Annotated in this window: 24 protein-coding genes; 13 read left to right on the top strand and 11 right to left on the bottom strand. The window is 73.8% G+C overall.

Annotation, left to right across the window (positions count from 1 at the left end; genetic code table 11):
• Positions 1 to 104: 104 nt before the first annotated feature.
• From MPTA5024_RS36530 to MPTA5024_RS36510, 5 genes are all read right to left on the bottom strand, one after another.
• Positions 105 to 560 carry a DUF6220 domain-containing protein gene (locus tag MPTA5024_RS36530; protein WP_036332661.1) on the bottom strand — a complete coding sequence of 152 codons (456 nt, stop codon included), beginning with the start codon at positions 558 to 560 and terminating at the stop codon, positions 105 to 107.
• A gap of 445 nt (positions 561 to 1,005) precedes the next feature.
• Positions 1,006 to 1,512, bottom strand: coding sequence for a GNAT family N-acetyltransferase (locus tag MPTA5024_RS36525; protein ID WP_232326798.1), 507 nt, complete (start codon positions 1,510 to 1,512; stop codon positions 1,006 to 1,008).
• 23 nt (positions 1,513 to 1,535) lie between these two features.
• A complete protein-coding gene (locus MPTA5024_RS36520; RefSeq protein ID WP_157099919.1) occupies positions 1,536 to 1,745 on the bottom strand; it encodes a hypothetical protein in 210 nt (69 codons plus the stop codon).
• Positions 1,746 to 1,910: 165 nt separating this feature from the next.
• Entirely contained in the window at positions 1,911 to 2,975 is a 1,065-nt protein-coding gene (locus MPTA5024_RS36515) for a glycosyltransferase family 9 protein (RefSeq protein ID WP_036332654.1), read from the bottom strand.
• On the bottom strand, positions 2,972 to 3,808 hold the full coding sequence (locus tag MPTA5024_RS36510) for a glycosyltransferase family 2 protein (RefSeq protein ID WP_036332652.1): 837 nt from the start codon (positions 3,806 to 3,808) through the stop codon (positions 2,972 to 2,974). Before MPTA5024_RS36510 ends, MPTA5024_RS36515 begins: the two co-directional genes overlap by 4 nt.
• A 98-nt stretch (positions 3,809 to 3,906) precedes the next feature.
• On the opposite strand from MPTA5024_RS36510, the gene MPTA5024_RS40450 reads away from it, so the two are divergent.
• The gene (locus tag MPTA5024_RS40450) at positions 3,907 to 4,632 is read left to right on the top strand and encodes a DUF4396 domain-containing protein (protein ID WP_084370312.1); all 726 of its coding nucleotides are present in this window, start codon (positions 3,907 to 3,909) and stop codon (positions 4,630 to 4,632) included.
• Positions 4,633 to 5,514: 882 nt separating this feature from the next.
• On the opposite strand, the gene MPTA5024_RS40445 is transcribed toward MPTA5024_RS40450, so the two are convergent.
• Both MPTA5024_RS40445 and MPTA5024_RS36495 read right to left on the bottom strand, forming a co-directional pair.
• Entirely contained in the window at positions 5,515 to 6,879 is a 1,365-nt protein-coding gene (locus MPTA5024_RS40445) for a cation diffusion facilitator family transporter (protein WP_084370281.1), read from the bottom strand.
• Positions 6,872 to 7,276: an ArsR/SmtB family transcription factor gene (locus MPTA5024_RS36495; RefSeq protein ID WP_232326797.1), complete on the bottom strand. Its 405-nt coding sequence runs from the start codon at positions 7,274 to 7,276 to the stop codon at positions 6,872 to 6,874. Before MPTA5024_RS36495 ends, MPTA5024_RS40445 begins: the two co-directional genes overlap by 8 nt.
• A gap of 355 nt (positions 7,277 to 7,631) precedes the next feature.
• Here MPTA5024_RS36495 and MPTA5024_RS36490 point away from each other — a divergent pair, with 355 nt between their 5' ends.
• The 8 genes from MPTA5024_RS36490 (at position 7,632) to MPTA5024_RS36455 (ending at position 16,595) form a co-directional block, all read left to right on the top strand.
• The gene (locus MPTA5024_RS36490) at positions 7,632 to 8,396 is read left to right on the top strand and encodes a glycerophosphodiester phosphodiesterase (protein WP_157099918.1); all 765 of its coding nucleotides are present in this window, start codon (positions 7,632 to 7,634) and stop codon (positions 8,394 to 8,396) included.
• A 103-nt stretch (positions 8,397 to 8,499) separates the two neighbouring features.
• The gene (locus tag MPTA5024_RS36485) at positions 8,500 to 9,195 is read left to right on the top strand and encodes a DivIVA domain-containing protein (RefSeq protein ID WP_198167611.1); all 696 of its coding nucleotides are present in this window, start codon (positions 8,500 to 8,502) and stop codon (positions 9,193 to 9,195) included.
• A gap of 97 nt (positions 9,196 to 9,292) precedes the next feature.
• Positions 9,293 to 10,810: a hypothetical protein gene (locus MPTA5024_RS36480; protein WP_051459107.1), complete on the top strand. Its 1,518-nt coding sequence runs from the start codon at positions 9,293 to 9,295 to the stop codon at positions 10,808 to 10,810.
• Between the two features lie 108 nt (positions 10,811 to 10,918).
• Positions 10,919 to 11,755, top strand: a complete 837-nt coding sequence (locus MPTA5024_RS36475; protein ID WP_036332644.1) for an NAD(P)H-binding protein — start codon at positions 10,919 to 10,921, stop codon at positions 11,753 to 11,755.
• A gap of 112 nt (positions 11,756 to 11,867) precedes the next feature.
• The gene (locus tag MPTA5024_RS36470; protein ID WP_036332643.1) at positions 11,868 to 12,395 is read left to right on the top strand and encodes an RNA polymerase sigma factor; all 528 of its coding nucleotides are present in this window, start codon (positions 11,868 to 11,870) and stop codon (positions 12,393 to 12,395) included.
• Positions 12,392 to 13,531 (top strand): CU044_5270 family protein, encoded by a 1,140-nt coding sequence (locus tag MPTA5024_RS41640; protein WP_036332642.1) that lies wholly within the window; start codon positions 12,392 to 12,394, stop codon positions 13,529 to 13,531. The genes MPTA5024_RS36470 and MPTA5024_RS41640 overlap by 4 nt, the downstream gene beginning before the upstream one ends.
• 707 nt (positions 13,532 to 14,238) lie before the next feature.
• Positions 14,239 to 15,480 carry an MFS transporter gene (locus tag MPTA5024_RS36460; protein ID WP_036332641.1) on the top strand — a complete coding sequence of 414 codons (1,242 nt, stop codon included), beginning with the start codon at positions 14,239 to 14,241 and terminating at the stop codon, positions 15,478 to 15,480.
• Complete coding sequence (locus tag MPTA5024_RS36455) at positions 15,477 to 16,595, top strand: small ribosomal subunit Rsm22 family protein (RefSeq protein ID WP_198167610.1); 1,119 nt, start codon at positions 15,477 to 15,479, stop codon at positions 16,593 to 16,595. Before MPTA5024_RS36460 ends, MPTA5024_RS36455 begins: the two co-directional genes overlap by 4 nt.
• A 3-nt stretch (positions 16,596 to 16,598) precedes the next feature.
• Here the strand turns inward: MPTA5024_RS36455 and MPTA5024_RS36450 are convergent, their stop codons facing one another.
• Positions 16,599 to 17,078 (bottom strand): hypothetical protein, encoded by a 480-nt coding sequence (locus MPTA5024_RS36450; RefSeq protein ID WP_036332639.1) that lies wholly within the window; start codon positions 17,076 to 17,078, stop codon positions 16,599 to 16,601.
• Between the two features lie 184 nt (positions 17,079 to 17,262).
• Here MPTA5024_RS36450 and MPTA5024_RS36445 point away from each other — a divergent pair, with 184 nt between their 5' ends.
• The 4 genes from MPTA5024_RS36445 (at position 17,263) to MPTA5024_RS36430 (ending at position 20,832) form a co-directional block, all read left to right on the top strand.
• Entirely contained in the window at positions 17,263 to 18,021 is a 759-nt protein-coding gene (locus tag MPTA5024_RS36445) for a lytic polysaccharide monooxygenase (RefSeq protein ID WP_036332637.1), read from the top strand.
• A gap of 90 nt (positions 18,022 to 18,111) precedes the next feature.
• The gene (locus tag MPTA5024_RS36440; protein ID WP_036332636.1) at positions 18,112 to 18,924 is read left to right on the top strand and encodes a neutral zinc metallopeptidase; all 813 of its coding nucleotides are present in this window, start codon (positions 18,112 to 18,114) and stop codon (positions 18,922 to 18,924) included.
• A 63-nt stretch (positions 18,925 to 18,987) separates the two neighbouring features.
• Positions 18,988 to 19,839 (top strand): neutral zinc metallopeptidase, encoded by an 852-nt coding sequence (locus MPTA5024_RS36435; protein ID WP_051459105.1) that lies wholly within the window; start codon positions 18,988 to 18,990, stop codon positions 19,837 to 19,839.
• Between the two features lie 78 nt (positions 19,840 to 19,917).
• Entirely contained in the window at positions 19,918 to 20,832 is a 915-nt protein-coding gene (locus MPTA5024_RS36430) for an SDR family oxidoreductase (RefSeq protein WP_084370310.1), read from the top strand.
• On the opposite strand, the gene MPTA5024_RS36425 is transcribed toward MPTA5024_RS36430, so the two are convergent.
• The 3 genes from MPTA5024_RS36425 to MPTA5024_RS36415 form a co-directional block, all read right to left on the bottom strand.
• Complete coding sequence (locus tag MPTA5024_RS36425; RefSeq protein WP_036332631.1) at positions 20,823 to 21,800, bottom strand: helix-turn-helix transcriptional regulator; 978 nt, start codon at positions 21,798 to 21,800, stop codon at positions 20,823 to 20,825. The two genes, MPTA5024_RS36430 and MPTA5024_RS36425, sit on opposite strands and share 10 nt — an antisense overlap.
• Before the next feature lie 82 nt (positions 21,801 to 21,882).
• Positions 21,883 to 22,230 (bottom strand): hypothetical protein, encoded by a 348-nt coding sequence (locus tag MPTA5024_RS36420; RefSeq protein ID WP_036332629.1) that lies wholly within the window; start codon positions 22,228 to 22,230, stop codon positions 21,883 to 21,885.
• 58 nt (positions 22,231 to 22,288) lie between these two features.
• Positions 22,289 to 22,765: Ohr family peroxiredoxin (locus MPTA5024_RS36415; RefSeq protein WP_198167609.1), on the bottom strand; the 477-nt coding region annotated here is incomplete at its 5' end.

The raw sequence follows: 22,765 nt of genomic DNA, 5'->3' as shown, positions 1-22,765 counted from the left end.
CGCCACGCGCGGACGCCGGGCGGCCGCCGCCGCCCCCGCGCCCGTCCAGGCCGCCGCCGTGAGGACCGCGACGAGCAGGTCGAGCGCCATGAGCCGGTCCGTGGTCACGAGGCCCGCACCGCCGACCCCTCGGGGGCGCCCGCGGCCGTGCCGGCCGTGCCGGCTGCGAGCCGCCGGGCCTGCCGGAAGACCGCCGCGGACACACCCATGACGGCCATGCCGTTGAGCGCGTGGAGGCCCAGGATGGCGAGGGCAACCGGGGTCGAGTTCCCCGCGCCGTCGTCGAACGCGCGGCCGAGGACGACGATCAGCACCTGGACGACGATCAGGCCGAGCGGGAGCACGCTCAGCCCGATCAGCCGGCCGGGCGCGCGGGCCGCCGCGGCGGCGGCCGTGACCAGCAGCGTCAGGACCGGGATGACCAGCATGCCGGTCATGCTGTGCAGGGCGAACGAGCCGTCGTCCTGCGGTTTGTCGAACGCGCCGACGGCCGCGAAGTACATCTGCGCCACGGTGGCGGCCAACAGGACGCCCGCGAGAACGGCGTACAGCTTGCGCACGGCGGGACTCCCTTCGATGGGGATCGGATACGGAGGGACGAGGACGGCCGCAGACGCGCCGGGACCCGGCGACCGTGACCCGGCCCCCGCGAGGGCCCACTGGCGCTGTGCGGTGACCTGCCACGGCGATGGTCTCCGACCGACGGGGCCGTCGTCGTCCGCCGCCCAGCGACACGTCGCCTACCACCGGGGGAGTACGGAGGACGCCTCGGCCGTGCGCCCGCCGGTGTTCCGGCGACGCCTCGATCGTGCCCGTGGAGGGCCTCCCGCGTCGTCGCGCGGGGGAAGGCCATCCGATCTACCACCCCGGGCGCACGCGCCCGCCGCCCTCCACCTCAGGGAGTAGTGCGCCCGCCCGTGCGGCTCCGCCCGCCCGCGCGTTACGTGGCTCGTTCGTGTGTTCCGCCGTCTCGCCTGGACGGCTCCGCCCGCCCGTGCGCCCACCTCAGACGGCGGGGCTGCGCCGCTCCATGAGGACGACGTCGCGCCACACCCCGTGGTGGCGGCCGATGCGCTCGCGCGTCCCGACGACCCGGAAGCCGAGGGACTCGTGCAGGCGCAGGCTGGGGACGTTCTCCGGGAAGATCCCGCTCTGGATGGTCCAGATCCCGGCGGCCTCGCTGGCCGCGATGAACGCCTCCAGCAGGGCGCGGGCGACGCCGCGGCGCCGGTACGCCGGGTCGGTGTAGACGCTGTGCTCGACCACGCCCTCATACACCACGCGTGAGGACACGCGGGAGGCGGCGATCCAGCCGGCGATGCGGCCGGTGGCCCCGTCCACGGCGACGAAGCGGAGACCGGGCAGCTTGCCGGCCGCGAACGTCGCCCAGTCGGGCGCTGCCGTCTCGAAGCTGGCGTCACCCGAGTCGAGGCCGGCCTGGTAGATGGCCAGAACGACGTCGGCGTCCGCGTCGCGCATGGGACGGACCTCGACGTACGGCTCGCTCCTCACGCGGATCATGCTATCGCGGGGGTTCAGCCCAGGGTCTTGCGGTAGCTCTCGTAGAGCGCGGCCAGGTTGTCCGTGTAGAGCTCGGTGTAGCCGCAGGAGGCGCAGATCCAGGCGCGCACCACGCCGTCCGACCCGCCCTGGAACCAGATGAAGCCGTGCTTGGCCGGTTCAGGCTCGGTGACGTGCACCCGCAGGGGCTGGGGGTTGTGCTCGCCCCGGTCGCGCACCTCCACGCCCTGCATGATGGCCGTCGAAGAGCACTTCGGGCAGACGCCGTCTCTCACATGCCGTCCTCTCGCCGTCGTCCGGCGGACGCGGGTCGCCCCCGCCGACGGACAGGAGTGTGCCGCCGCCAGGTCACGGCGGGGCCACGCCGCGACCCCCACGGCCCGTACGGCTCAACGGCACTGGGCGAGCAGGTCCTCGGCCTGCTCGGCGGCCTCGTCCACGGTGACCCCGGCCACCCAGGAGGCGTCGTGCGGGCACCGTTCGAGGGTGAGGTCGAGGCCGCTCGTCCCGCACACCGGGCAGGCCTGCGTCCAGGACACCAGCGGCCGGTGCCTGGACCTGGTCAGCGGCCCGGCGTTGATCAGGTTGCCGCACCAGTAGATCCCGATGGTCGGGGCGCCGACGGCGGCGGCGAGGTGCCGGGGCCCGGTGTCGTTGGAGACGACCAGGGAGCACCGCTCGTACAGGGCGGCGAGACCGCCCAGGGTGAGGGTGTCCACGGCCAGGACGGCGGGCCGGCTCATGGCCGCCGCCACCTCCTCGACCAGGTCGCGCTCCCGCTCGACACCGGTGATCACCACGGGCCGCCCCAGGCGATCGGCGAGGGCCGCGAAGTCCTTGGCGGGCCACCGCCGCCGGGGGTCGCTCGCGCCCGGGTGGAGCGCGACGAGGCCGGGTGGCGGCTCGCCGAACGCACGGCTCAGCTCCGCCCGGTCGGCCGGCGTGACCGCGACGCGCGGCTCGACGTCCTCGGTGAACCCCCCGACCAGGGCGGCCACCTCCAGGTAGCGCAGCGTCTCGTGGTGGTAGTACACGTACGGCACCCACAGGTCGAGCGTGGCGGCGTCCGGCGTGCGAAGCCCGGCCGTCATCCGGGCGCCGAGCCCGAGGAGGAAGGGGTTCGAGTAGCGCCCGCCGCCGTGGATCTGCACCGCGAGGTCGAAGCGGCGCGCGCGCAGCTCGTCGAACAGGCTCTCCGGGGCCGCGTGCCCGCTCTCCGCTGTGGACACGCCCGTGATCGGCGGCAGCGCGACCACGTCGTCCACCGGGCCCGGCCGGCCGTCCAGGAAGCGGGCGTGCCAGTCGAGGCCGAGCAGCGTGATCCGCGCCTCCGGGTACGCGTGGTGGATCGCGTCCAGCGCGGGCATCGCGAGCACCAGGTCGCCCAGCGCGTTCGCGCGCAGCACGGCGATGCGCCGCACCCCGTCGAGGGTCGGGCCCACTCCGCCGCTCATGACGCGTCGATCACATAGTCGTAGCACTCGGCCCGGCGGTCCGCGACGGTCGTGGGGAGTTCGAGGTGGTAGGCCCGGCTCGGCAGCAGCCCGGCCCCGCCGTACCTCTCCATGACCCGCAGTTGCGCGACCACGTCCTCGCCCGCGTGGTGCGGCGGCACGCCGGTCCAGAAGTCGAAGCCGCCGCACTCCACGAGCCGCGGCCGGTCGTAGAGCACGCATCCGCCGATCCAGGCCACCTTGTACGGCCGCCAGGGCGGTTTGGCGCCCCCGCCGTGCGTCGCCGGGCTCGTCCGCTCGTCGAGATGCAGGAGGTTCGAGGCGTTGTGCAGGGTGTGACGGCGCCACGCCGCGGTCCCGCGCCGCACGCGCTCGGGCCGCACCCCGTCCGTCCACTCCTCGTACGGCGTGAGCTCGTGGGGACGGACGTCGTCGCGGTACGACAGGCCGTGCAGGCCGAAGCCGACGAACCCGCAGCGGAGCCGGCCGATGGCGGCCAGCAGGACCTCGATCGCCTCGGGCTCCAGCCACACGTCGTCGTCGAGGTAGAGGACCAGGCGCCGCTCGGCGTGCCGGAGCAGGAACGCCCGCTGCTCGGCCATCCCGCGCGGCGGCACGTGATGGACCAGGGTGACCGGGCACCCCCGGTGTTCGAGGATGCGGGCGGCGGCCGTGACCAGGCCGTCCCCGCTCACCGCGGCCGGCGACTGGTCGGACACGACCACGCGGAACCCGGACGCCGTCTGGGCCGCCAGGCCTGAGAGCGTGACGGCCAGCGCGCCGGACCGGTCCCGGGTCGGGACCAGGACATCCAGGTCTGACGGCACGAACATGGCCGCCTGATACCCGTGAGGTCAGGGGGCAAACGAGCGGTGGGAGCGGCGGCGCAATATACGGGCGGGGGGTATATAGTCGGACCGAGGAGGCGATGATGTCGGATTTCAGGCGACCCGGTCACGACGCCCGGGCCACTCACGATCAGGACGGTCACGACGAGCACCCGGCCCCCGGTGGCGCCGACCACGCCCGCCGGGCCGGGCATGCCGAGCACGCGGCCCACGCCCCCGGCGGGCACGGCACGGCCGGGCACGACGGGCACGGCGCCGGGGGACACGGCGAGCACGGCCCAGGCGTCCATGGTGGGCATGGCGTCCATGGTGGGTATGGTCCCGGCGGGCACGGTGGGCACGGCCTGGGCGGGCATGCTGGGCACGATGGGCACTCGGCGACGTGGGGGGTCGCGGCGGCGGCGACGCTGCACTGCCTGACGGGCTGTGCGATCGGCGAGGTCCTCGGCATGGTGATCGCGACGACCCTGGGCTGGGGGAACGCCCCGTCCGTGGTGCTCGCCATCGTGCTGGCGTTCTTCTTCGGCTACGCGCTCACGCTGCGCGGCCTGCGCCGGGCGGGGGTCGACTGGCGCACGGCGGTCCGCCTGGCGGTGGCCGCCGACACGCTGTCGATCCTCGTCATGGAGATCGTGGACAACACGGTCGTCGTCGCCATCCCCGGCGCGATGAACGCGGGCCTGGCCGACTGGCTGTTCTGGGGTTCGCTCGCCGTGTCGCTGGCGGTGGCGTTCCTCGTCACCACGCCCGTCAACAAGTGGGTCATCGGCAGGGGCAGGGGACACGCGGTCGTCCACGCCTACCACTGACCGTCACCGGAACTCCGCCGCCGGCGCTGGCATCCGCCGGTGCTGGTGGCAGTACGAGCCGCGCACGCTGTACCGGGCCCGCTCGCGACATCGGCTAGGGGGTGGCCGGCCCCATCGAGCGCCGGCCGGTGTGCACAGCCTGGTTGTACGGCAACTCACTGGAGGGCTGGGCCGGCCCCGGCGCGCGTATCGCCGGACCCCAAGTACTGGTGACGCGTGAATCAGGGCAAGGAGATTGCCATGCGTGCCCTCGCTTGCCTCATCCTGCCGATCGCCCTGGCCGCGGTCATGAGCTCCGGATGCGCGGGTGAGGGCCCGCGCCTGTATCTCAACAACAGTCCCGACGCGGACGAGGACGTCTCGATCGGTGTCGTGCTGCCCCACACGGTCGCCCGCCGGCCCTATTCTCTCGCGGGCTGGGTCATGTGCCTTGATCGGCCCGGCTCGGTCACCATCGATCGAATCGCCTTGATCAGGCCGAGTGGCGGCATCGTCTTGCAGGCGTTCTCGTCCCGGCTGCAGAGCCGTACCCGCTCCATGCTCGGCAACGCCACGCAGCCCCTGACCGAACTCGGCTTCCCGGCCCACAGTCCCACGATCACCACGGTTTGCAGTAATGCTGAGGACGACGTCCTCCACACCGAGCTCGGCCTGCAGTACGGGAAGACCGGCGACACCACCGCACGAGCCGAGGGTGTCCGCGTCTACTACACCTCGGAGGGCCGGCGGCACACCGTCGATTTCGCCCTGGACGTGCTGCTGTGCGCTCCCGGCGACCTGGATACGAAGCAGTGCGGGGGAGATGTACAAGGAGCTTCGGCCCCCGAACAAGGGCGACACATAGCCGCCCTGGTGCCGTCGCCGCCGTGGAGCTCGGGGCTGTCAGCGCCGGGAGAACCGGATCCGGCGGCGCTCCGGGCAGAGGGAGGTGTCCCGTTCGCCGTCCATCGGCTGCTCGGGACCGCCCGCCGCGCTGCCGGCGCGCGCGCCGTTCACCCGCTCGGGAGACGTGTGGGCGGGGCCGTGGGCGTCGGCGCAGTGGGGCGCCGGCTCGCCGATGGCCAGCAGTTCGGGCGGCGCGTGGTCCACCTGGAGCGTGGTGTGGTCGATCCCGTACTCGTCGTGCACCAGCCGCTGCGCCGCCTGCCGTACGGCGTGGCAGTCCGCCCCGGGGGCGACGAGGATGTGCGCGGACATCGCGGGATAGCCCGACGTGACCTCCCAGATGTGCAGGTCGTGCACCTCGACCACGTGCTCCAGCCCCGCCGTCTTGCGGCCGATCTCCGCCGGGCTCATCCCCGCCGGGGCGGCCTCCATGAAGACGCGGCCGGAGTCGCGGACCAGCCCCCACCCCGCTTTGAGCATGAGCGCCGAGACGACCAGTGCCGCGACGGCGTCGGCGCGGGCCCAGCCGGTCGCCCAGACGACCGCGCCGGCCGCGGTGGTGGCGATGAAGGCGTACAGGTCGTTCAAAATGTGCTGGAAGGCGCCCTCGACGTTGAGACTGCCCCGGTTGGCCCGGCTGAGCAGCCACGTCGCGGCGAGGTTGACGACGATCCCCGCCAGGCCGGTGGCCACGACGTACACGCCCTCGACCTCCGGCGGTGAGATCAGCCGCCGGACGCCCTCGTAGACGAAGTACGCGCTGAGCAGCAACAGCGTTATGCCGTTGATCTGGGCCGACACGATCTCGGCCCGCTTCAGCCCGTATGTGAAGCCGCCCTGCGGCGGACGGGCCGCGATCCGCATGGCGACGAGCGCGAAGGCGATGGCGATGGCGTCCGTCAGCATGTGGCCCGCGTCGGAGACGAGGGCAAGGGAACGGGCGATCAGACCCATGACGACCTCGGCCGCCATGAAGGCGACGATCAGCGCGAGGGCGCCCGTCAGGAGCCGCCGGTCGGTGTCCGCGCCGATCGCGTGCCCATGACCATGCCCGTGACCCTGACCCTTGCCGTGCCCATGGCCGTGGCCGTCAGCCCGGCCCTCATCCGGCTCGTGATCCGGGTCGTGGTCCCGGTCCTGCTCCGGATCGTGCTCCCGGTGGTGGCCCCGGCCCTGCTCCGGATCGTGCTCCCGGTCGTGGTCCCGGTCCTGATCCGGGTTGTGGCCTCGCTCAGGGCCTCGCTCGGTGTCGCCCCGGCCCTCCGCGGGCGCCTGCGCGGGCAGCGCGCCGGCCTCCTCGCCGTCCCGGGGGTCGGGCTCCGGGCCGCGCTCGGGGTCCTGGACATGCGCGTGGTCACTCATCGTCCCGCTCCCTCCCGTCGTGCCCGATGTGGGTGATCGCCAGGTCGAACAGCATCCGTACGTGCGAGTCCGCGAGCCGGTAGTAGGCCTGCCGGCCCGACCTGCGGACCTTCACGACATTGTGAACCCGCAGCAGGCGAAGCGCGTGCGACGCGGCCGACATGCTGTGGCCCGTCGCGGCCGCCAGGTCGCAGACGCACATCTCACCACCCTCCAGCAGCGCCGAGATCAGCCGCAGCCGGCCGGGGTCGGCGAGCAGGCCGAAGATCTGGGCGAGCTCCTCGGTCGTCTCGCGGGACGGCAGCGTCCGGCGGACGGTCTCGACCCGGGCGGCGTCGACCACGGGCAGGGCGCACGCGTCGGCGCTCCCGTCCATGACACTTGCACGGTTATTCACATGTGAAAGTTTATGCGGGCCGGTCGGCCTGTCAACGGAGTCGCTCATCGGCTGGGGGGACCTCGGGCTCGGAATGGCAAAGAATGCATGACCGCTTGAGCAGGTGTGTAAACGAAGAGTAATCGAGGAACTACTTTTCGTGAGCATCGCATCCCGCAGGATCGCGCGGCGCCCGCCGTGCCGGGACGATGCGGCACCGAAGGGAGACGCCCGTGACACGCATGTCGGCCACGGCCCGGCACCTACCCGCTTCGAGCGCTCGCGACCCCCGGCATGCCTTACTCCTTCACGTCGCCCGGGCCGGCCTCCTCGACCGGTGAGCGCCCTGCCGTGGCGCCTCTCTGTGGTCTCGGTGATGTCCCTGACGCTGGTCGGACACGCCCAGGGCCTGGACGGCGCCCTCGCCCGGCACGCCGCGAGGACGTGTGCGCCCCCGGGCGTCGTCGCCCATCGCGGCGACCGGACCGGGGGCACGGAGAACACCCTCGACGCCTTCCGGGCCGCCATGGAGGCGGGGGCCGACACGGTCGAGCTCGACGTGCACTTCACCAGGGACCACGAGCCGGTCCTGATGCACGATGCGACCGTCGACCGTACGACCACGGGCAGCGGCAGGGTCTCCGGCATGAGCCTGGCGCGCTTCCGCACGCTCAGGACGTACGAGGGGCAGCGTCCGCCGACCCTGGCCGCGGTCATGGCGCTGGTGCGGGACGGCGGCGCCCGGATGCTCGTCGAGCTCAAGGAGGTCCCCGACCACCGGGACCTCGCGGCGCTCGAGGGCGACTACCGGCGGTACGGCGCGTACCGCTGGGCGCCCCTGATGTCGTTCTCGGCGGCGGCGCTGCGGGCCGTGCGATCCATCCCGGCGCCGCAGGGGCTGCTCGCGACGGCGCCGCCGCCGGTCGCGACGGCCCGGGGGTACGCCTTCGTGAGCGTCCGGCACGACACCCTTTCGGCCGCCCGCGTGCGGGCCTATCGGGCCGCCGGGGTCCCGGTCTACGCCTGGACCCCCGACGATCCCGCCTCCTGGCGCCGGCTGGCCGGGTACGGCGTGACCCGCGTCGTGACCGACCGGACGTCCGCCTACCTGGACTGGGCGGGGGCCGCCTGCGGCCTCTGACCTCCGCCGCGGGCCCCCGCCCGCGTGAAGCGACGAAGTGAGAACGGTGAGGTACGGCATGTGCGACGGACATGACGGACATGAGCATGGTCACGGCTCCGCGGTGTTGTACGCGGACTCCCCCGACACGCTGAGGGATCCGGAGGAGGCCGACTCCGCCCACCTGCGGCTGGGACTGCTGAGCCCGGCCGCCGTGCGCAACCAGGTGTTCAGCGTGGTCCGCCTGCGCGAGGGATACGACCTGGCGGAGGTCGACACGTTCCTCGGGCTGGTGGAGATCACCTTGACCACGCTGGTGCACGACAACGAAGACCTGCGGGGCCGCCTCCGGGCCGCCGTCCAGGCCGGTCGGCAGGCTCGGACGGAGAGCGCGACCGCCGGCCGGGTCGTGGAGATCGCCCACGAGGCGGCGGAACGGGTGGTCACGCTGGCACGCCAGGAGGCCGAGGCGATCCTGGCCGAGGCCCGGCGGCAGGCCGAGGGACTGGAACGGGAGTCGCTGGAACGGGCGGTCGCCCTGCAGCGGGAGGTCCGGCAATCCCAGCGCGAGGCCCTGGACCGGCGCATCGACGACCTGCAGGAGTTCATCGACGACTTCGGCGGCCGGTTGCGCGAGAGCCTCAACGGCGAGCCCGACCACCTGGAGGCCCTGCTGGAGGAGCTTCGCGCGTCCGGCGCCCGTGACGCGCCCCCGCCCGACGGCGCGTCCTCGCCGCCTCCGCCCGGTGACGCGGGCGAGGGGAACGTGGGTATCGCGATCTTCGACAGCACCCGGGCGAACGGGAAGGCGGACGGATGAGGGCTCCAGATCGGGGCGTCTCCGGCGTCCCGCGGGTCCCGGGCATCGCCGCGGCGGCCCGGACGCACCGGATCGGAACGGCGGGAGGCACTGGCACATGGTGTCGCTGACGGCGTGCGCGGGTCTCCTCGCGCCGGTGCCCGAGGGGCGGACCGGAGAGCTGCGCGGGCTCGCGGACGGGCCGTTCCGTTCGGTCCTCGACGGCCGGCCCGGGGGTGCGGTGCTCCACCGGTTCGCGGACGGCCTGGCCTCTGCTGGAGCGGTCCTCGACGGCCGGGCCGGGGGTGCGCTGCTCCACCGGTTCGCGGACGGCTTGGCCTCAGCCGGGCCGGTGCCCGGCGGGCGGGCCGGGGGCGCGGTGCTGACAGGGCTCGCGGGCGGGCCGCTCCCCGGGCCCGTGCTCGACGGCCTGCCGGGACGGCAGGGGGCGTGGGCCGCCGTGCTGCTGATCTGCTGCGCGACGCTGGCCGGGGCCTGGCTCGCCCGCCGCTACTCGGCGCGGGTGACCGTGTGGCTGGCGGTCGCGTCCGCGATGATGCTGGTCACGGCCCTGGTCGACCTGCTGCCCGACGCGCTGGACGACGCGGCCGAGGCCGGGGTGCCCACCTGGGCGCTCGGCGTCGCCGCGTCCACCGGGTTCCTCGTGGTCGCCTACTTCACCCGAAAGGGGTGCGCCTGCCCCGACGAGCACGAACGGCCACGGGGACCGCAGCACGCGCCCGGACGCCACCGGCGGCTGAGACGGGCGGTCGACGCCGCGCTGTTCGGCGGCATGGGCACGGCCGCCGCGCTGACCCTGCACCGGGCCGTCGAGGGCGCCACGCTGGCCCTGACGGCGTCCGTCGTGGTCGTCCTCGCGCTGGCCGTGCACTCGGCCAGCGAGGGCCTGGCGCTCGCCGCCCTGCTCGACCTGGCCGACCAGCGTCTCGCGCCGTGGCTGGCGGCCTCCTGCGCCGGGCCGGTGATCGGCGTCCTGACCGCCACGTTCCGGCCGCTGCCCGCCCAGGTGGTGCCGATCCTGCTGGGCGTGGTGATGGGGGTGCTGCTGCGCACGGCGATCGTGGGCATCCGGCTCGCCGCCGGCGGCCAGCGGTCCGGACGGCTGTCGCGCCGCCAGGTCGTGCTCGCCGTCACCGCCGCCGCCGGGGCCGGCCTCCTCATCGGGTCCGCGCACCGCCTCGAGCAGGGGCACGAGGGGACGCAGACCGCCGAGAGCCGCGCCTTCGGCTCGCCGTACCAGCCGGAGCAGACGGGCGTGAGCCTGACCGGCGCGGACGAGACGACCGAGGGCTCCCCGGCCCGCGCGCTCATCCGCCGGGCCGACGAGCGGGCGGCGCCCGCCTCCCCCCGCCTCGGCGGGGCGGTCGCCCCCACGGACCGGCCGGCGTCCCTCATGGCGGAACGGAGCATCCTGGCGGAGCTCCTGGCGCGCGGCGACGCGTCGGTGCGGCGGACGCCGGTCGGCCAGGCCCTCCACGCGCTGCCCGGGTACGGGCGAGGGCGCGTGGCGACGCTCCTGTCGGAGGCGGGCATCGGCGCGGGCCGTCCGCTCGGCACGCTCACCGGTGACGAGCGGCGGCGCCTCCTGCATGTCCTCGGGAGCGGCGTCCGGTGAGGGAGGGGCGGATGACCGATCGGGATGATTCGCGGCGACGGAATCGGGGGAGTGCCGGTTAGGCTGACTGAACGATCATCGCAATGCGGGCCGTACGGGGAGGATGTCATGATCCTGGTGACCGGAGCCACCGGCAATGTGGGCGGCGACGTCCTCGCAGAGCTCGTCGAGGCCGGGCACGACGTGCGGGCTCTGACCCGGCACCCCGAGCGTGCGAAGCTCCCGCCCGGCGCAGAGGTCGTCCGCGGCGACCTGTCCGCCCCGGAGACCCTTCCCGCCGCGCTGGCCGGTGTCGAGGCCGTCTTCCTGTACGCCGTGCCCGGGTCGGCGTCCGCGTTCGTCCGGGCCGCTCTGGACGCGGGCGTCCGCCGGGTCGTCATGCTGTCCTCGATCGCGGTGCGGGACGACGTCGAGGTCCAGTCGAACCCGATCGGCGCCTACCACGCCGAGATCGAGAACGCCGTCGCGGCGTCGGGGCTGGAGTGGACCTTCCTGCGGCCCGGGGCGTTCGCGACGAACGTCCACCAGTGGGCCGCGCAGGTCAAGGCGGGAGACGTGGTCCGGCTGGCGTTCCCTGACGCGGCGACCGCGCCGATCCACGAGGCCGACATCGCCGCCGTCGGCGTCCGGGCACTGACGGAGGACGGGCACGCGGGCGCGAAGTACCCGATGACCGGGCCCGAGTCGCTGACCCACCGCGACCAGGTGCGCATCGTGGGCGAGGCCATCGGCCGGCCCCTTCGTGTGGAGGAGCTTCCGCCGGACCTGGCCAGGGAGCAGATGCTCACGCGCGTGCCCGCCCCGGTCGTGGACTCGCTGTTCGCGATGATGAGGGCCTCCGTCGGGCAGGAGGCGTACGTGATCGACACGGTCGAGAAGGTGCTCGGCCGTCCCGCGCGCACGTTCGCCCAGTGGGCGGCCGACCACGCCGACGACCTCCGCTGACACCCCGGTAGAGCCCTCTCCGGCGAATCGACCTGAATTCGTCGGTAACACTTGGGCGTCCCGGACCACTTCCTCCTGTCGGAAACAACACCCGGGATGAAGGGGGCGGGCGGTGACGGACGATTCTCATCGGTTCACCACCATGTACGACGAATGCCGCCAGCGCGTATGGGCGTACGTGGTCAGTCGCGCGGGCCGGCAGGTCGCCGACGAAGTGGTGAGCGAGACGTTCGCGATCGCCTGGCGGCGGTTCGACGACGTGCCTGAGCCGGCCCTGCCGTGGCTGCTCGGAGTGGCCCGCAACGTGCTGCGGGACAACATCCGCGCGGAGATCAAGCAGGAGTCCCTGTCGAGGGAGCTGCGGGCCTGGGCCGAGGGCGACCACGCCGACCGCGTGGCCGAGCACCTGGCGGTGGTCCGGGCGCTCGCGACGCTGTCGGAGGAGGAGCGCGAGATCCTCATCCTCGTCGCGTGGCAGGGGCTCGCCCCGCGCGACGCGGCCCGCGTCGTCGGCTGCTCGCAGGCCGCCTTCCGCGTACGGCTGCACCGCGCGCGCAAGCGCCTGGCGCAGGCGATGGAGGCCGCGCCGGCCGCACGGCCCCGCCCCCGGGTGCGGAGCCTCAACGAGGAGTGGTCATGAACCCCATGGACGAGCTGCGGGCGGCCCGCCCCGCGTACTACGACGCCCAGGTCGACCAGCACACCAGGGCCGGCGAGCTGGCGCACGCCATGGCGCAGCCCCGGACCGCGCCGCGGCGGCGCACGTCGGTCCGGCCCGTGTGGGGGCTGAGCCTCGCGGGGGCGGCGGCCGCGACGGCGGTGGCCGTGACGGTGTCGGTCACCGGAACCGGCGGCACGACCCCCCGCGCCCCCTCGGCGGCGGCCCCGTCGACGAGCACCGCCACCCCCGTGGCCCACCTGTCCGCCAGGCAGCTCCTGCTGGTCGCGGCGGAGTCGTCGCGCAAGGCGTCGCCGGCCGGCGGGGCGTACTGGCACACCGAGACGTCGTCGGGTTACGCCTACCAGGTGGGCACCAAGGTCAAGTACGTCGTGAACAGCCTGGGCCGCTCCCAGTTCTGGGTGGCGAGCACCCCCGACCGGCCGAGCTACTGGATCTCCCAGGACATGGGCACCAAGCCCGCCAAGGGGCAGGAGGACGCCTGGCGGCAGGACGGCTCGCCCACGAGCTGGACGACCCAGGCCGACAAGGGCAGTAAGCGGATGAGCCTGTCGATCGAGGCGCGCCCGGGCAAGCCGTCGAGGGACCGGATCGACTACAAGGGCGACGTCTTCGACCTGGCCGGGCACAACGTCTCGGTGGCCGAGCTGCGCGCCCTCCCCACGACCCCCGACGGCCTGAAGACGTACCTGCTCAAGGGCTACCAGGGCCACGGCACCGAGGCGGACACGCCGATGGACGCCGACTCGTGGCTCTTCCAGGTCACCGCCGGGCTGATCGCGGACATGCCGGTGAAGCCCGCCACCCGCGCCGCCGCGTACAAGGTGCTCGCCGGGATCGGCGGGGTCCGCAACCTCGGCCAGGTGACGGACGCCCTCGGCCGTACGGCGACCGGTGTCGGGCGGACCGAGACCTGGCCCACCGGCCGGTTCGAGCGTCAGCTCCTGATCGACCCGGACACCGGCACCCTGCTGACCGACCAGTTCGTCGCGGTCGAACCGCGCGGCCAGTACGCGTGGGCCGAGCCCGGCACGCCGATCATCTGGCAGGCCACCACCGAGGCCTCATGGACGGACCAGACCCCGCCCAAGGCCTGACCTCCCCGCCGCCCCGCCGTACCTCCGCACCCGGGTACGGCGGGGCGGCGTCGTCTCAGGCGTGCGGCGCCGGAACGGGCGCGCCTCGGGGCGGGCGGCGCCGGAACAGGCGGCATCCAGGCGCGGCGAGCGGGAGCCCGAGGACCAGGCGGGCACCGCGGGGGCTGCCCTCCACCCTCAGGCTGCCGCCGTGGACGTCCGGACCCAGGATCAGGCATCCGGCCACGCGGGAACCGTCCGCGGAGGAAATCGCGGGCACCGGCAGGAGGCGCGCCGCTAGGCTGCCGCCGTACCCATCGGGCACCTGCCCCATCGGTCAGGAGGAGGTCGGCATGCGCCACGGCATGGTCGAGGTCGCCGCTTCGGCACGAGGACGCACCCAGCGCTGACCGGGCACTGATCCCGCTCACGCGACGTGCCCGCGCGAGCCTGATCCCGCGTGTGCCTGCTTGATCGCGGGCCGCGCACGGGCGGTCCGCGCGCATCGCCGAACACCGCCACCCACCGTCACCCACCGTCACCCGCGCCGACGCCGGGTGGGGCCTCGGCATGCCTACGGGAATCTGCGGCATGCGCGCGTCAGCGGGTGGCGTGACGGTCGTGGGCGGAAGGCGTGCGGGCCGCGGCAGCGGCGCGTCGCGAGGGTGCGGGCTCCTCGTCTCGAAGCGGTCGCCGATTCATGGCCGACTTCTTCCTGAGGAGCTCCTGTGCGTGCCCGCACCTCCGCGCGTCTCGGCGCGGACTTCAGCAAGCTCTGGATCGCGTCCGCGATCTCCAACGTGGGCGACGGCGTGACGATGGCGGCCGGGCCGCTGCTCGTCGCCTCGCTCACCGGCGACCCCGCCCACGTGGCCGGCGCCGCCTTCGCCCAGCAACTTCCCTGGCTGCTGTTCGCCCTGTTCAGCGGCGTTTACGTGGACCGGCTCGACCGCCGCCGGCTGCTCGTCGCCGTCAACCTGCTGCGCGCCGTTCCCCTCGGCGTGCTGGCCCTGGCCGTCGCCTCGGGCACGGCCGGCGTGTGGCTTGTCTACGCCGCCTTCTTCCTGCTCGGAGTGGGGGAGACGCTCGCCGACACGGCGTACGGCGCGCTCCTGCCCGCCGTCGTGCCGCCCGGCCGTCTGGCGGCGGCCAACGCCCGGCTGATGGCCACGTTCACGCTGGCCAACCAGTTCGCCGCCAAGCCACTCGGCGCGTGGCTGTTCGTGGTCGCCCCGGCGCTGCCGTTCGCGGTCGACGCGCTGTCGTTCGTCGCGGCGGCCGCGCTGGTCGTGGCCGTCCGTCCCGCGCCGCCCCGGCCTCCCGATCCGTCCGGTGACAAGCCGCGGGCGGACGGCGTGGCCGCCGAGATCGCCGACGGGCTGCGGACGCTGTGGCACGACGGCCTGCTCCGGGCCCTGGCCCTGAGCATGGGTGTCGCGAACATCGCGTTCTGCGCCGCCTTCTCGGTCTTCGTCCTGTACGCCCGTCAGCGGCTGGGGCTGTCGGACATCGGGTACGGCCTGCTGCTGACCACGTTCGGCGTGGGCGGCCTGGCCGGAACGGGGATCGCCGCCCGCCTCCAGGCGCGTTTCGGCGCGGCGGCCCTGCTGCGCGCCGGGCTCCTCCTGGAGGCCGCGACCCACGCCACCCTCGCGCTGACCACGGTGCCCCTCGTGGCCGCCGCCATCCTCGTCGTCTTCGGCGTCCACACGATGGTCTGGGGTGTCGTGGCGACGACCGCCTGCCAGCGGGCCGTGCCCGACCGCCTGCGCGGACGGGTCGGCAGCGTGTACTCCCTGCTGCAGGTCGGCGGGGCGGCCGTCGGATCCCTGGTCGGCGGGTCGGTGGCGCGGTCGCTCACCGTCGTCGCGCCGTTCGGGGCGGCGGCGGCCGTGACGCTCGTGATCGCCGCGGTCGCCTGGCGCCCGCTCGGCCGGGCGTCGGCGGTTCCGGGGGGAGGAGGCGCATGATCTCCCTTCCCGGCGACCTGAACGACGCCCTCGACTCCCTGCTCGCCGGGTTCTCCCAGCGGGAGCTGACCCGGGCCGTGGAGCGGCTCGTCGGACGCTACCGCGGCGGCGTACCGGGCCCCGTCATGCGTTCACCGGTGGACGTGGCCGCCTACGCGGCGTACCGGATGCCCGCCACGTACGCCGCCGCCTCGGCGGCGATGCGGCAGGCGGCCCTGGCGGCGCCCGGGTTCCTCCCGCGGACCCTGGCCGACGCCGGCGGCGGCACGGGTGCGGCGGCCTGGGCGGCGACGGGGATCTGGCCGGGCATCGAGGCGATCGAGATCACAGAGCGCGATCCGGCCGTGATCGCGGCGGGAAGGCGGCTCGCGGCGGGCGCCGCCTCCGCCGCCCTCCGCGGAGCGTCCTGGCACCGCGCCGACCTCGCCTCGGCTTCGGGCCGCTCGGAAATCGCGTCAGGATCACGTCGGTCCGACATCGCCTCGCCGTCGCGGCACACCGGCATCGGCTCGCCGTCGCGCCGTTCGGACATCGCCTCGGCGTCGCGTCGCGCGGAGGTCGCCGCATCCGGGCCGCGATCGGCCGCCGGAGCGTGTGCGGCGGACCTTGTCACGATGGCGTACGTGCTGGGGGAGCTTCCCCCTGACGCGCGTGATCGGGCCGTCCGGCGGTTCGCCGCCGGCGCGGGGACGGTGGTCGTCGTCGAGCCCGGGACGCCCGCCGGGCACGCCCGGATCACGGCTGCCCGGGACACGCTGCTCGCCCTCGGCATGACGACGCTCGCGCCGTGCCCGCACGACGCCGCCTGCCCGATCGTCCCGGGCGGGGACTGGTGCCACTTCGCCGTACGACTTCCGCGGACTCCGCTGCACCGGCGGATCAAGAGGGCGTCGCTCGGGTTCGAGGACGAGAAGTTCTCGTACGTCGTCGCCTCACGGGAGCGGCGGACTCCGGTGGGCGACCGGATCGTGCGGCACCCGGCCAAGCGCGACGGCATGGTCCGCCTGCGCCTGTGCGGTGGCGACGGGGACCTGCGCGAAGAGATCGTGTCCCGGCGCGACGGGGACGCCTACCGGGCCGCCCGCGACGCCGCCTGGGGCGATCCCTGGCCGTGACCGTCAGCGACCGGCGCGCATGAGCTCGAAGGCCGCCACCGTGGCCGCGCCGTACCCGAGGTGGGGGATCAGGTCGGAGACCCAGCCGCCGATCCCCCACGTCCGGGGGTCGGTGAGCCCGAGCGAGGTCATCGGGAGGTTGCTCGCCACGGCCGCCGCCAGCCCCACCCCGGCGGCCGCGGCCGGCCCGTTGACCCGTCGTACGGAGTGGCGGAACAGGCCGTACGCGAGACCGACGCCGATCCCGGTCAGGATGCCGAGCATGGGTCCGAGGCCCTGCTCGCGGTTGCGGGCGTCCTCATCCGGGCCCAGGCCGACGTGGAGACGCTCGGTCAGAGCGTCCACCGTCTTCTCGGGGAGTCCGCTCGCGGGCCGTCCCCGTACGGCCATGTCGAGATAGGTGATCGCGTTGAGGGCCGTCGTGCCGGTCGCCCCCGCCGCTACCCCTGCCGCCAGATCATGAAATATCCGTCCCTTGCCCATAAGGTGCGCCTACCCGGCCGGGCGGGCCCAAACGACGACGGGTCTCCTGCGGCCTTCGCGCGACGTCGCAAGCCGTCTGCCAGCATCCATCCCGTGACAGTGGCTCTGACAAGGCAGAATATGGGCCTTTACTGTTAAGAAACTTTCTTTTATATTCGGGCCACCCCCAGCAAAGGAGCACCACATGCGAAGGACGTTGACCTTCATCGCGTCAGCGGTACTCGCCATCGGCGCGGCGGTGTTCATCGCCTCGCCCGCTCAGGCGCACGGGTACATCAACTCGCCCCCGAGCCGCCAGGCCATGTGCGCGCAGGGCCGCGTCGCCAACTGCGGCGACATCGTCTACGAGCCGCAGAGCGTCGAGGGCCCGAAGGGCCTGCGCAGTTGCAGCGGCGGGAACGCCCGCTTCGCCCAGCTCGACGACGAGAGCAAGGCCTGGCCGGCCACGAGCGTCGGCAGCACGGTCACCTTCACCTGGGTCCTGACCGCCCGCCACGCCACCAGCACGTGGGAGTACTACATCGGCGGCACCCGGGTCGCGGTCTTCGACGACCACGGGGCGCAGCCCGGGGCCGCCGTGAGCCACACGGTGAGCCTGAGCGGCCACAGCGGACGGCAGAAGGTCCTCGCGATCTGGAACATCGCCGACACCGCCAACGCCTTCTACTCCTGCGTCGACCTCCAGGTGGGCGGCGGTGGCACCCCGACGCCCACCCCGACCCCGACTCCGACCCGGACGCCGACTCCGACGCCGACCCCCACCCGGACCCCCACTCCCACGCCGACCGTGACCGCGCCCGCGGGCACGTGGGCGCCCGGCACCGCCTACAAGGTGGGCGACCAGGTGACCTACAACGGCGCGAAGTACCAGTGCCTCCAGGCCCACACCGCTCTCGTGGGCTGGGAGCCGCCGAACACCCCGGCCCTGTGGAAGAAGCTGTGACATGACCGGCGGGCGGGCCCGCGCCTCATCCCGGCGCGGGCCCGTCCGCCGTGCACGGTTCGTGACCGGATGTGTCTACGCTCCCGGACCGTGCGCCTCCTCCTCCCTCTGGTCGCCGCCGGCGTCCTGCTGACCTCCTGCGCCGAGGACCCACCGCCCGACGCCTTGCCGCTCGGGATCCCCAGCTGGTCCGACACGGTCTACGTCACGCCTCGGCCGTGGGCGTCCCCCCAGGACAATCCGCTCTACGCCGCGCCCCGAGTGACCGTGTCGTGCCCGCTCTCCCGGACCCGGGACTCCACCTGGGCGTCCATCAAGAAGTATCTGAACGCCGTCTCCGCCTGCCTCGACCGCACATGGAAGGCCGAGTTCGACCGCATCGGCGTGTCCTTCTGGGCACCCAACCGGACGTTCGTCCGCGCCCCGCAGGTGGACCCGTTGTGCGGGCTCATGCCGCACGACGGCGCGTCCGGTACATACTGCGCCGCCGGTGGTCTCTTCTCCGTCGACGTAGGCCGGCTCGCCGACGATCCCGGGACCATCGCCTTCATGACCACCGTGGTGGCGCACGAGTACGGCCACCACATCCAGCGCCTGTCCCAGATAGACCGCTTCCCGGATCCGGTGACGGCGGGAACACCCGGGGTCGAGGGGGCGCACCTGAGCAGCAGGAGGTTCGAGCTTCAGGCGGAGTGCCTCGCGGGGGTGGCGCTGAACGCGATGAAGGACGACCTGCCGACCTGGCAGAGGTTCCGGGAGAACTACGGCGGCACCCTTTCGCAGCAGTGGGTTCTCGACCACGGGCACCTGGCCACGCAGCTGCGGTGGCTGGAGAAGGGGTTCAGGTCGGGGAAACCCGGCGCCTGCGACACCTGGTCGGCCACGGCCGGGGACGTCACCTGATTCGTTGTCGGGACAGTTCCCGCTATACGCGGATTCGTGATCAAAAACGCCTAGGCTCCGGCCGTGCGCCGCCGCCTGCTCCCGCTGCTCGTCCTCGCGCTGGTGACCTCGTGCTCCGTGGACCCGCCGCCCTCTCCCATCCTCCTGTCGATGTCGACGTGGCCCACCACGCCGTTCGTCTACCATCGCCCGAGCCCCACGCCGACCTCGACCGGCTCCGCCCATCGCGGGGCGCGCGACGTCGCCGTGCACAACCCGCTGTACGAGGCGCCCCGGCCGAAGGCGGACTGCCGCCTTCCCCGCATGACAGGAGGATGGGCGTCCACGAAGAAGTACCTGGGGGCGGTCTCGACCTGTCTCGACCGGGTGTGGGGCGCGGAGTTCCGCGGGATGGGCAGGCTCTACTCCCCGCCGAAAAGGCGCTTCATCCAGAAGCGGGTGAAGGACGACGAGTGCGGCCGTATGCCCGCCAAGGGCGCCACCGGCACCTACTGCGGCGCCGACCACGTCTACTACATCCTCCCGGAGAGCACCGAGGGCAGCCTCTGGAACACGGCGAGGGCCGCGGAGGTCGCCGCCCACGAGTACGCGCACCACGTCCAGACGGTCACGGACATCATGGAGTACGAGGACACGGCCAAGTCCCTGGCGAAGAGCCGGGCGGCCAAGGACCTGGTCTCCAGGCGTCTGGAACTCCAGGCGGAGTGCCTGGCCGGGGTCGCGCTGCACGCCATGCGGGACGAGATCCCGGCGTGGGGCAACTTCCGTTACAACTACCAGGGCACGCTCGCCGATCGGTGGGTGCGCGACCACGGGCGTCTGGCGACGCAGCTGCGGTGGCTGGAGAAGGGGTTCACGTCGGGGAGGCCCGGTGCCTGCGACACCTGGTCGCCCAAGGCCCGCGACGTCACCTGACCGCGCAGCAGCCCCCGTGCCGAGCCCGAAAGGAAAAGCCGACGCGGGTTGTCAGTTTTCGCTGCCAGCATGGCCGGCATGACGACATCGCTGGCAGGAAAGGTCGCGCTGGTGGCCGGGGGAACGCGTGGAGCGGGCCGCGGCATCGCCGTGGAGCTGGGCGCGGCGGGGGCCACGGTCTACGTGACCGGGCGCAGCACCCGGGAGCGGCGGTCGGAGATGGACCGCCCGGAGACGATCGAGGAGACGGCCGAGCTGGTCACGGCCGCAGGCGGCCGGGGAATCGCCGTACCCGCCGATCACCTCGACCCCGACCAGGTCCGCGCGCTGGTCGAGCGCGTCGACGCCGAGCAGGGACGGCTCGACGTGCTGGTCAACGACATCTGGGGCGGCGAGCTGCTGTTCAGCTGGAGCGACCGCCTGTGGGAGCACTCCCTCGACGACGGACTGCGGATCCTGCGGCTCGCCGTGGACACGCACATCATCACGAGCCACTTCGCGCTGCCGCTGCTCATCCGGCGGCCCGGCGGGCTCGTCGTGGAGGTGACCGACGGAACGGCCGAGTACAACGCGGCCAACTACCGCGTCTCCTTCTTCTACGACCTGGCCAAGGTCTCCGTGAACCGGATGGCGTTCAGTCAGGCCAAGGAGCTCGCGCCGTACGGGGCGACGGCCGTGTCGCTCACGCCCGGCTGGCTCCGCTCGGAGATCATGCTGGAGCACTTCGGCGTGACGGAGGCGAACTGGCGGGACGCCCTGGCCGCCCAGCCGCACTTCGCGATCTCCGAGACCCCCGCCTTCGTGGGCCGGGCCGTCGCGGCGCTGGCCGCCGACCCCGAGGTGGGCCGCTGGAACGGGCGGTCGCTGTCGAGTGGGCAGCTCGCCCAGGTGTACGGGTTCACCGACGTGGACGGCAGCCGGCCGGACGCCTGGCGCTACCTCGTCGAGGTGCAGGACGCCGGCAGGCCCGCCGACGTCACCGGCTACCGCTGACCCTCCGGGCCGTACATCACGGACAGGCGGCCGGCGGCCTCGGCCATCCGGGCGCGCAGCGACGGTGGGTCGAGCACCTCCACCTCGGGTCCGAGCCGCAGCACCTGGCCGAAGGCGACCTCCAGCGACTCGACCGGCAGGCGGGTCACGACCCAGCCGTCGCCGTCCGGCTCCCCGGCCGCCTCGCGGGCCCGCCGTACGGCCGGCGGCTCGGCGACGAACCGCAGCGCCCGCAGACCGGTGGGGCTCAGCCGCACCGTGACCGACTCCGCCAGCAGCGACTCCACGAACTCGGCCGCCGTCTCGGCCCAGAACGCGGGCAGGTCGAAGGCGTCGTCGCGGGCGAACGTCCCCCCGTCCGGGTCGGCGGCGACCACCCGGTCCACCCGGTAGGTGCGGTAGCCGCCCTCGACACGGCCGACGAGGTACCAGACCCCCGCCTTCAGGACCAGTCCGTACGGCTCGACCGTCCGGACGACCTCCTCGCGTCGGCGGTAGCGCAGCCGTACCGTACGATCCTCCCACGCGGCCCCGGCCAGGGCCGCGAGCAGGGGCGGCGGCTCGGCGTCGGCGAACCAGCCGGGCACGTCGAGGTGGAACCGGCGCCCGGTCCGCGCGGCGGCGTCGCGCAGGCCGGGAGGCAGGGCGGCGATCACCTTCAGCCGGGCCGAGGCGGCGACGTCGGCGAGGCCGAGCTGCCCGGCCGGCCCGTCCAGCCCGGCCAGGAACAGTGCCTCGGCCTCGGCCCGGCTCAGGCCGGTGAGCCGGGTCCGGTACCCGTCCATCAGGCGGTAGCCGCCCCGCCTGCCTCGGTCGGCGTACACCGGTATCCCCGCGGCCGACAGGGCGAGGACGTCGCGGTAGACGGTCCGGTCCGACACCTCCAGCTCGCGCGCGAGCTCCGCCGCGGTCATCGTCCCGCGCGACTGGAGCAGCAGAACCAAGGAGATCAGTCGAGAGGCGCGCATCCCTTCGATCCTGGTCCCGGGGGTCGCCGCCCGCGCACCCGGGTCCGGGATCGTTCCATCGGACGGCTCCGGGAGGCGGCCCTCACCCCTTGCGGGACGACGGGGGAAGGAGGGCGACCTGGTACCTGTCCCGGTAGGCGACCCGGGAGCCTGACGGGTTCTTGGCGCGGATCACCCGCACCGTGTGACCGGCCGCGCGCAGTTCGGCGCAGTGGGCCAGGCCGTACGCCCGCCACCCTTCCTCGGTGTACCAGAACCGGACGCGGCGGTTCGTCAGCGGCGGAAGAGGCAGCCCGTCGAGCGTGGCGCACGGGCCGCCCGACGCCCACGCGCCGCGGAGCCCCGTGCCCGAGGGCCGGTCGGCGTCCTCGCGCGGCGCGTCCGCCTCCACCCAGCCCGTGATCGTGTCGGCCAGGATCCGGTAGAGCATGCCGTCACCCCCGTCCCAAGGATGGGCCGGATCGCCGGCGATGACCAGAGCCGGTGGGTCACCCGACGCGGACGGCCACGTCGGCGCCCTCCTCGAAGGCCCGGGAGTACGGGCACTCCCGATGGGCCTGGCGCACCAGCCGCTGGGCCACCTCGGGCTTGACGTTCGGCAGCCGTACGACGACGTCCGCAGTGATCGCGTAGTCGTCGGCCACCCCCCGCTTGCGCAGGGTGACCGCGGCCTCGACGGTCGCCTCCGAGGTGTCGGCCCCCTGCCGCCCCGCCACTAGGGCCAGCGAGCTGCGGAAGCAGGCCGCGTACGCCGCGGCGAGCAGCTGCTCGGGGTTCGGCGCGCCGCCGGGGCCGCCGAGCTCCTCGGGGTCCCGCAGCCGCAGGTCGAGCAGGCCGTCGTCCGACACGACGCCCGCCTTCGTCGACACGGCCCGGCCCGTGTAGAGGTCGTCGTACACGCCCACCCGGCCCGCCGGCCCGCGGTCCGCCGCCGGTCGCTGCGCCGGCGGCCGCGCCTGCTCCCG

It is taken from the genome of Microbispora sp. ATCC PTA-5024 (genome assembly GCF_000511135.2).
In the GTDB taxonomy this organism is placed as follows: Bacteria; Actinomycetota; Actinomycetes; order Streptosporangiales; family Streptosporangiaceae; genus Microbispora; species Microbispora corallina.
The sequence above is the reverse complement of the archived record's forward strand: the minus strand, read 5'-3'. Positions and strand labels throughout refer to the sequence as shown.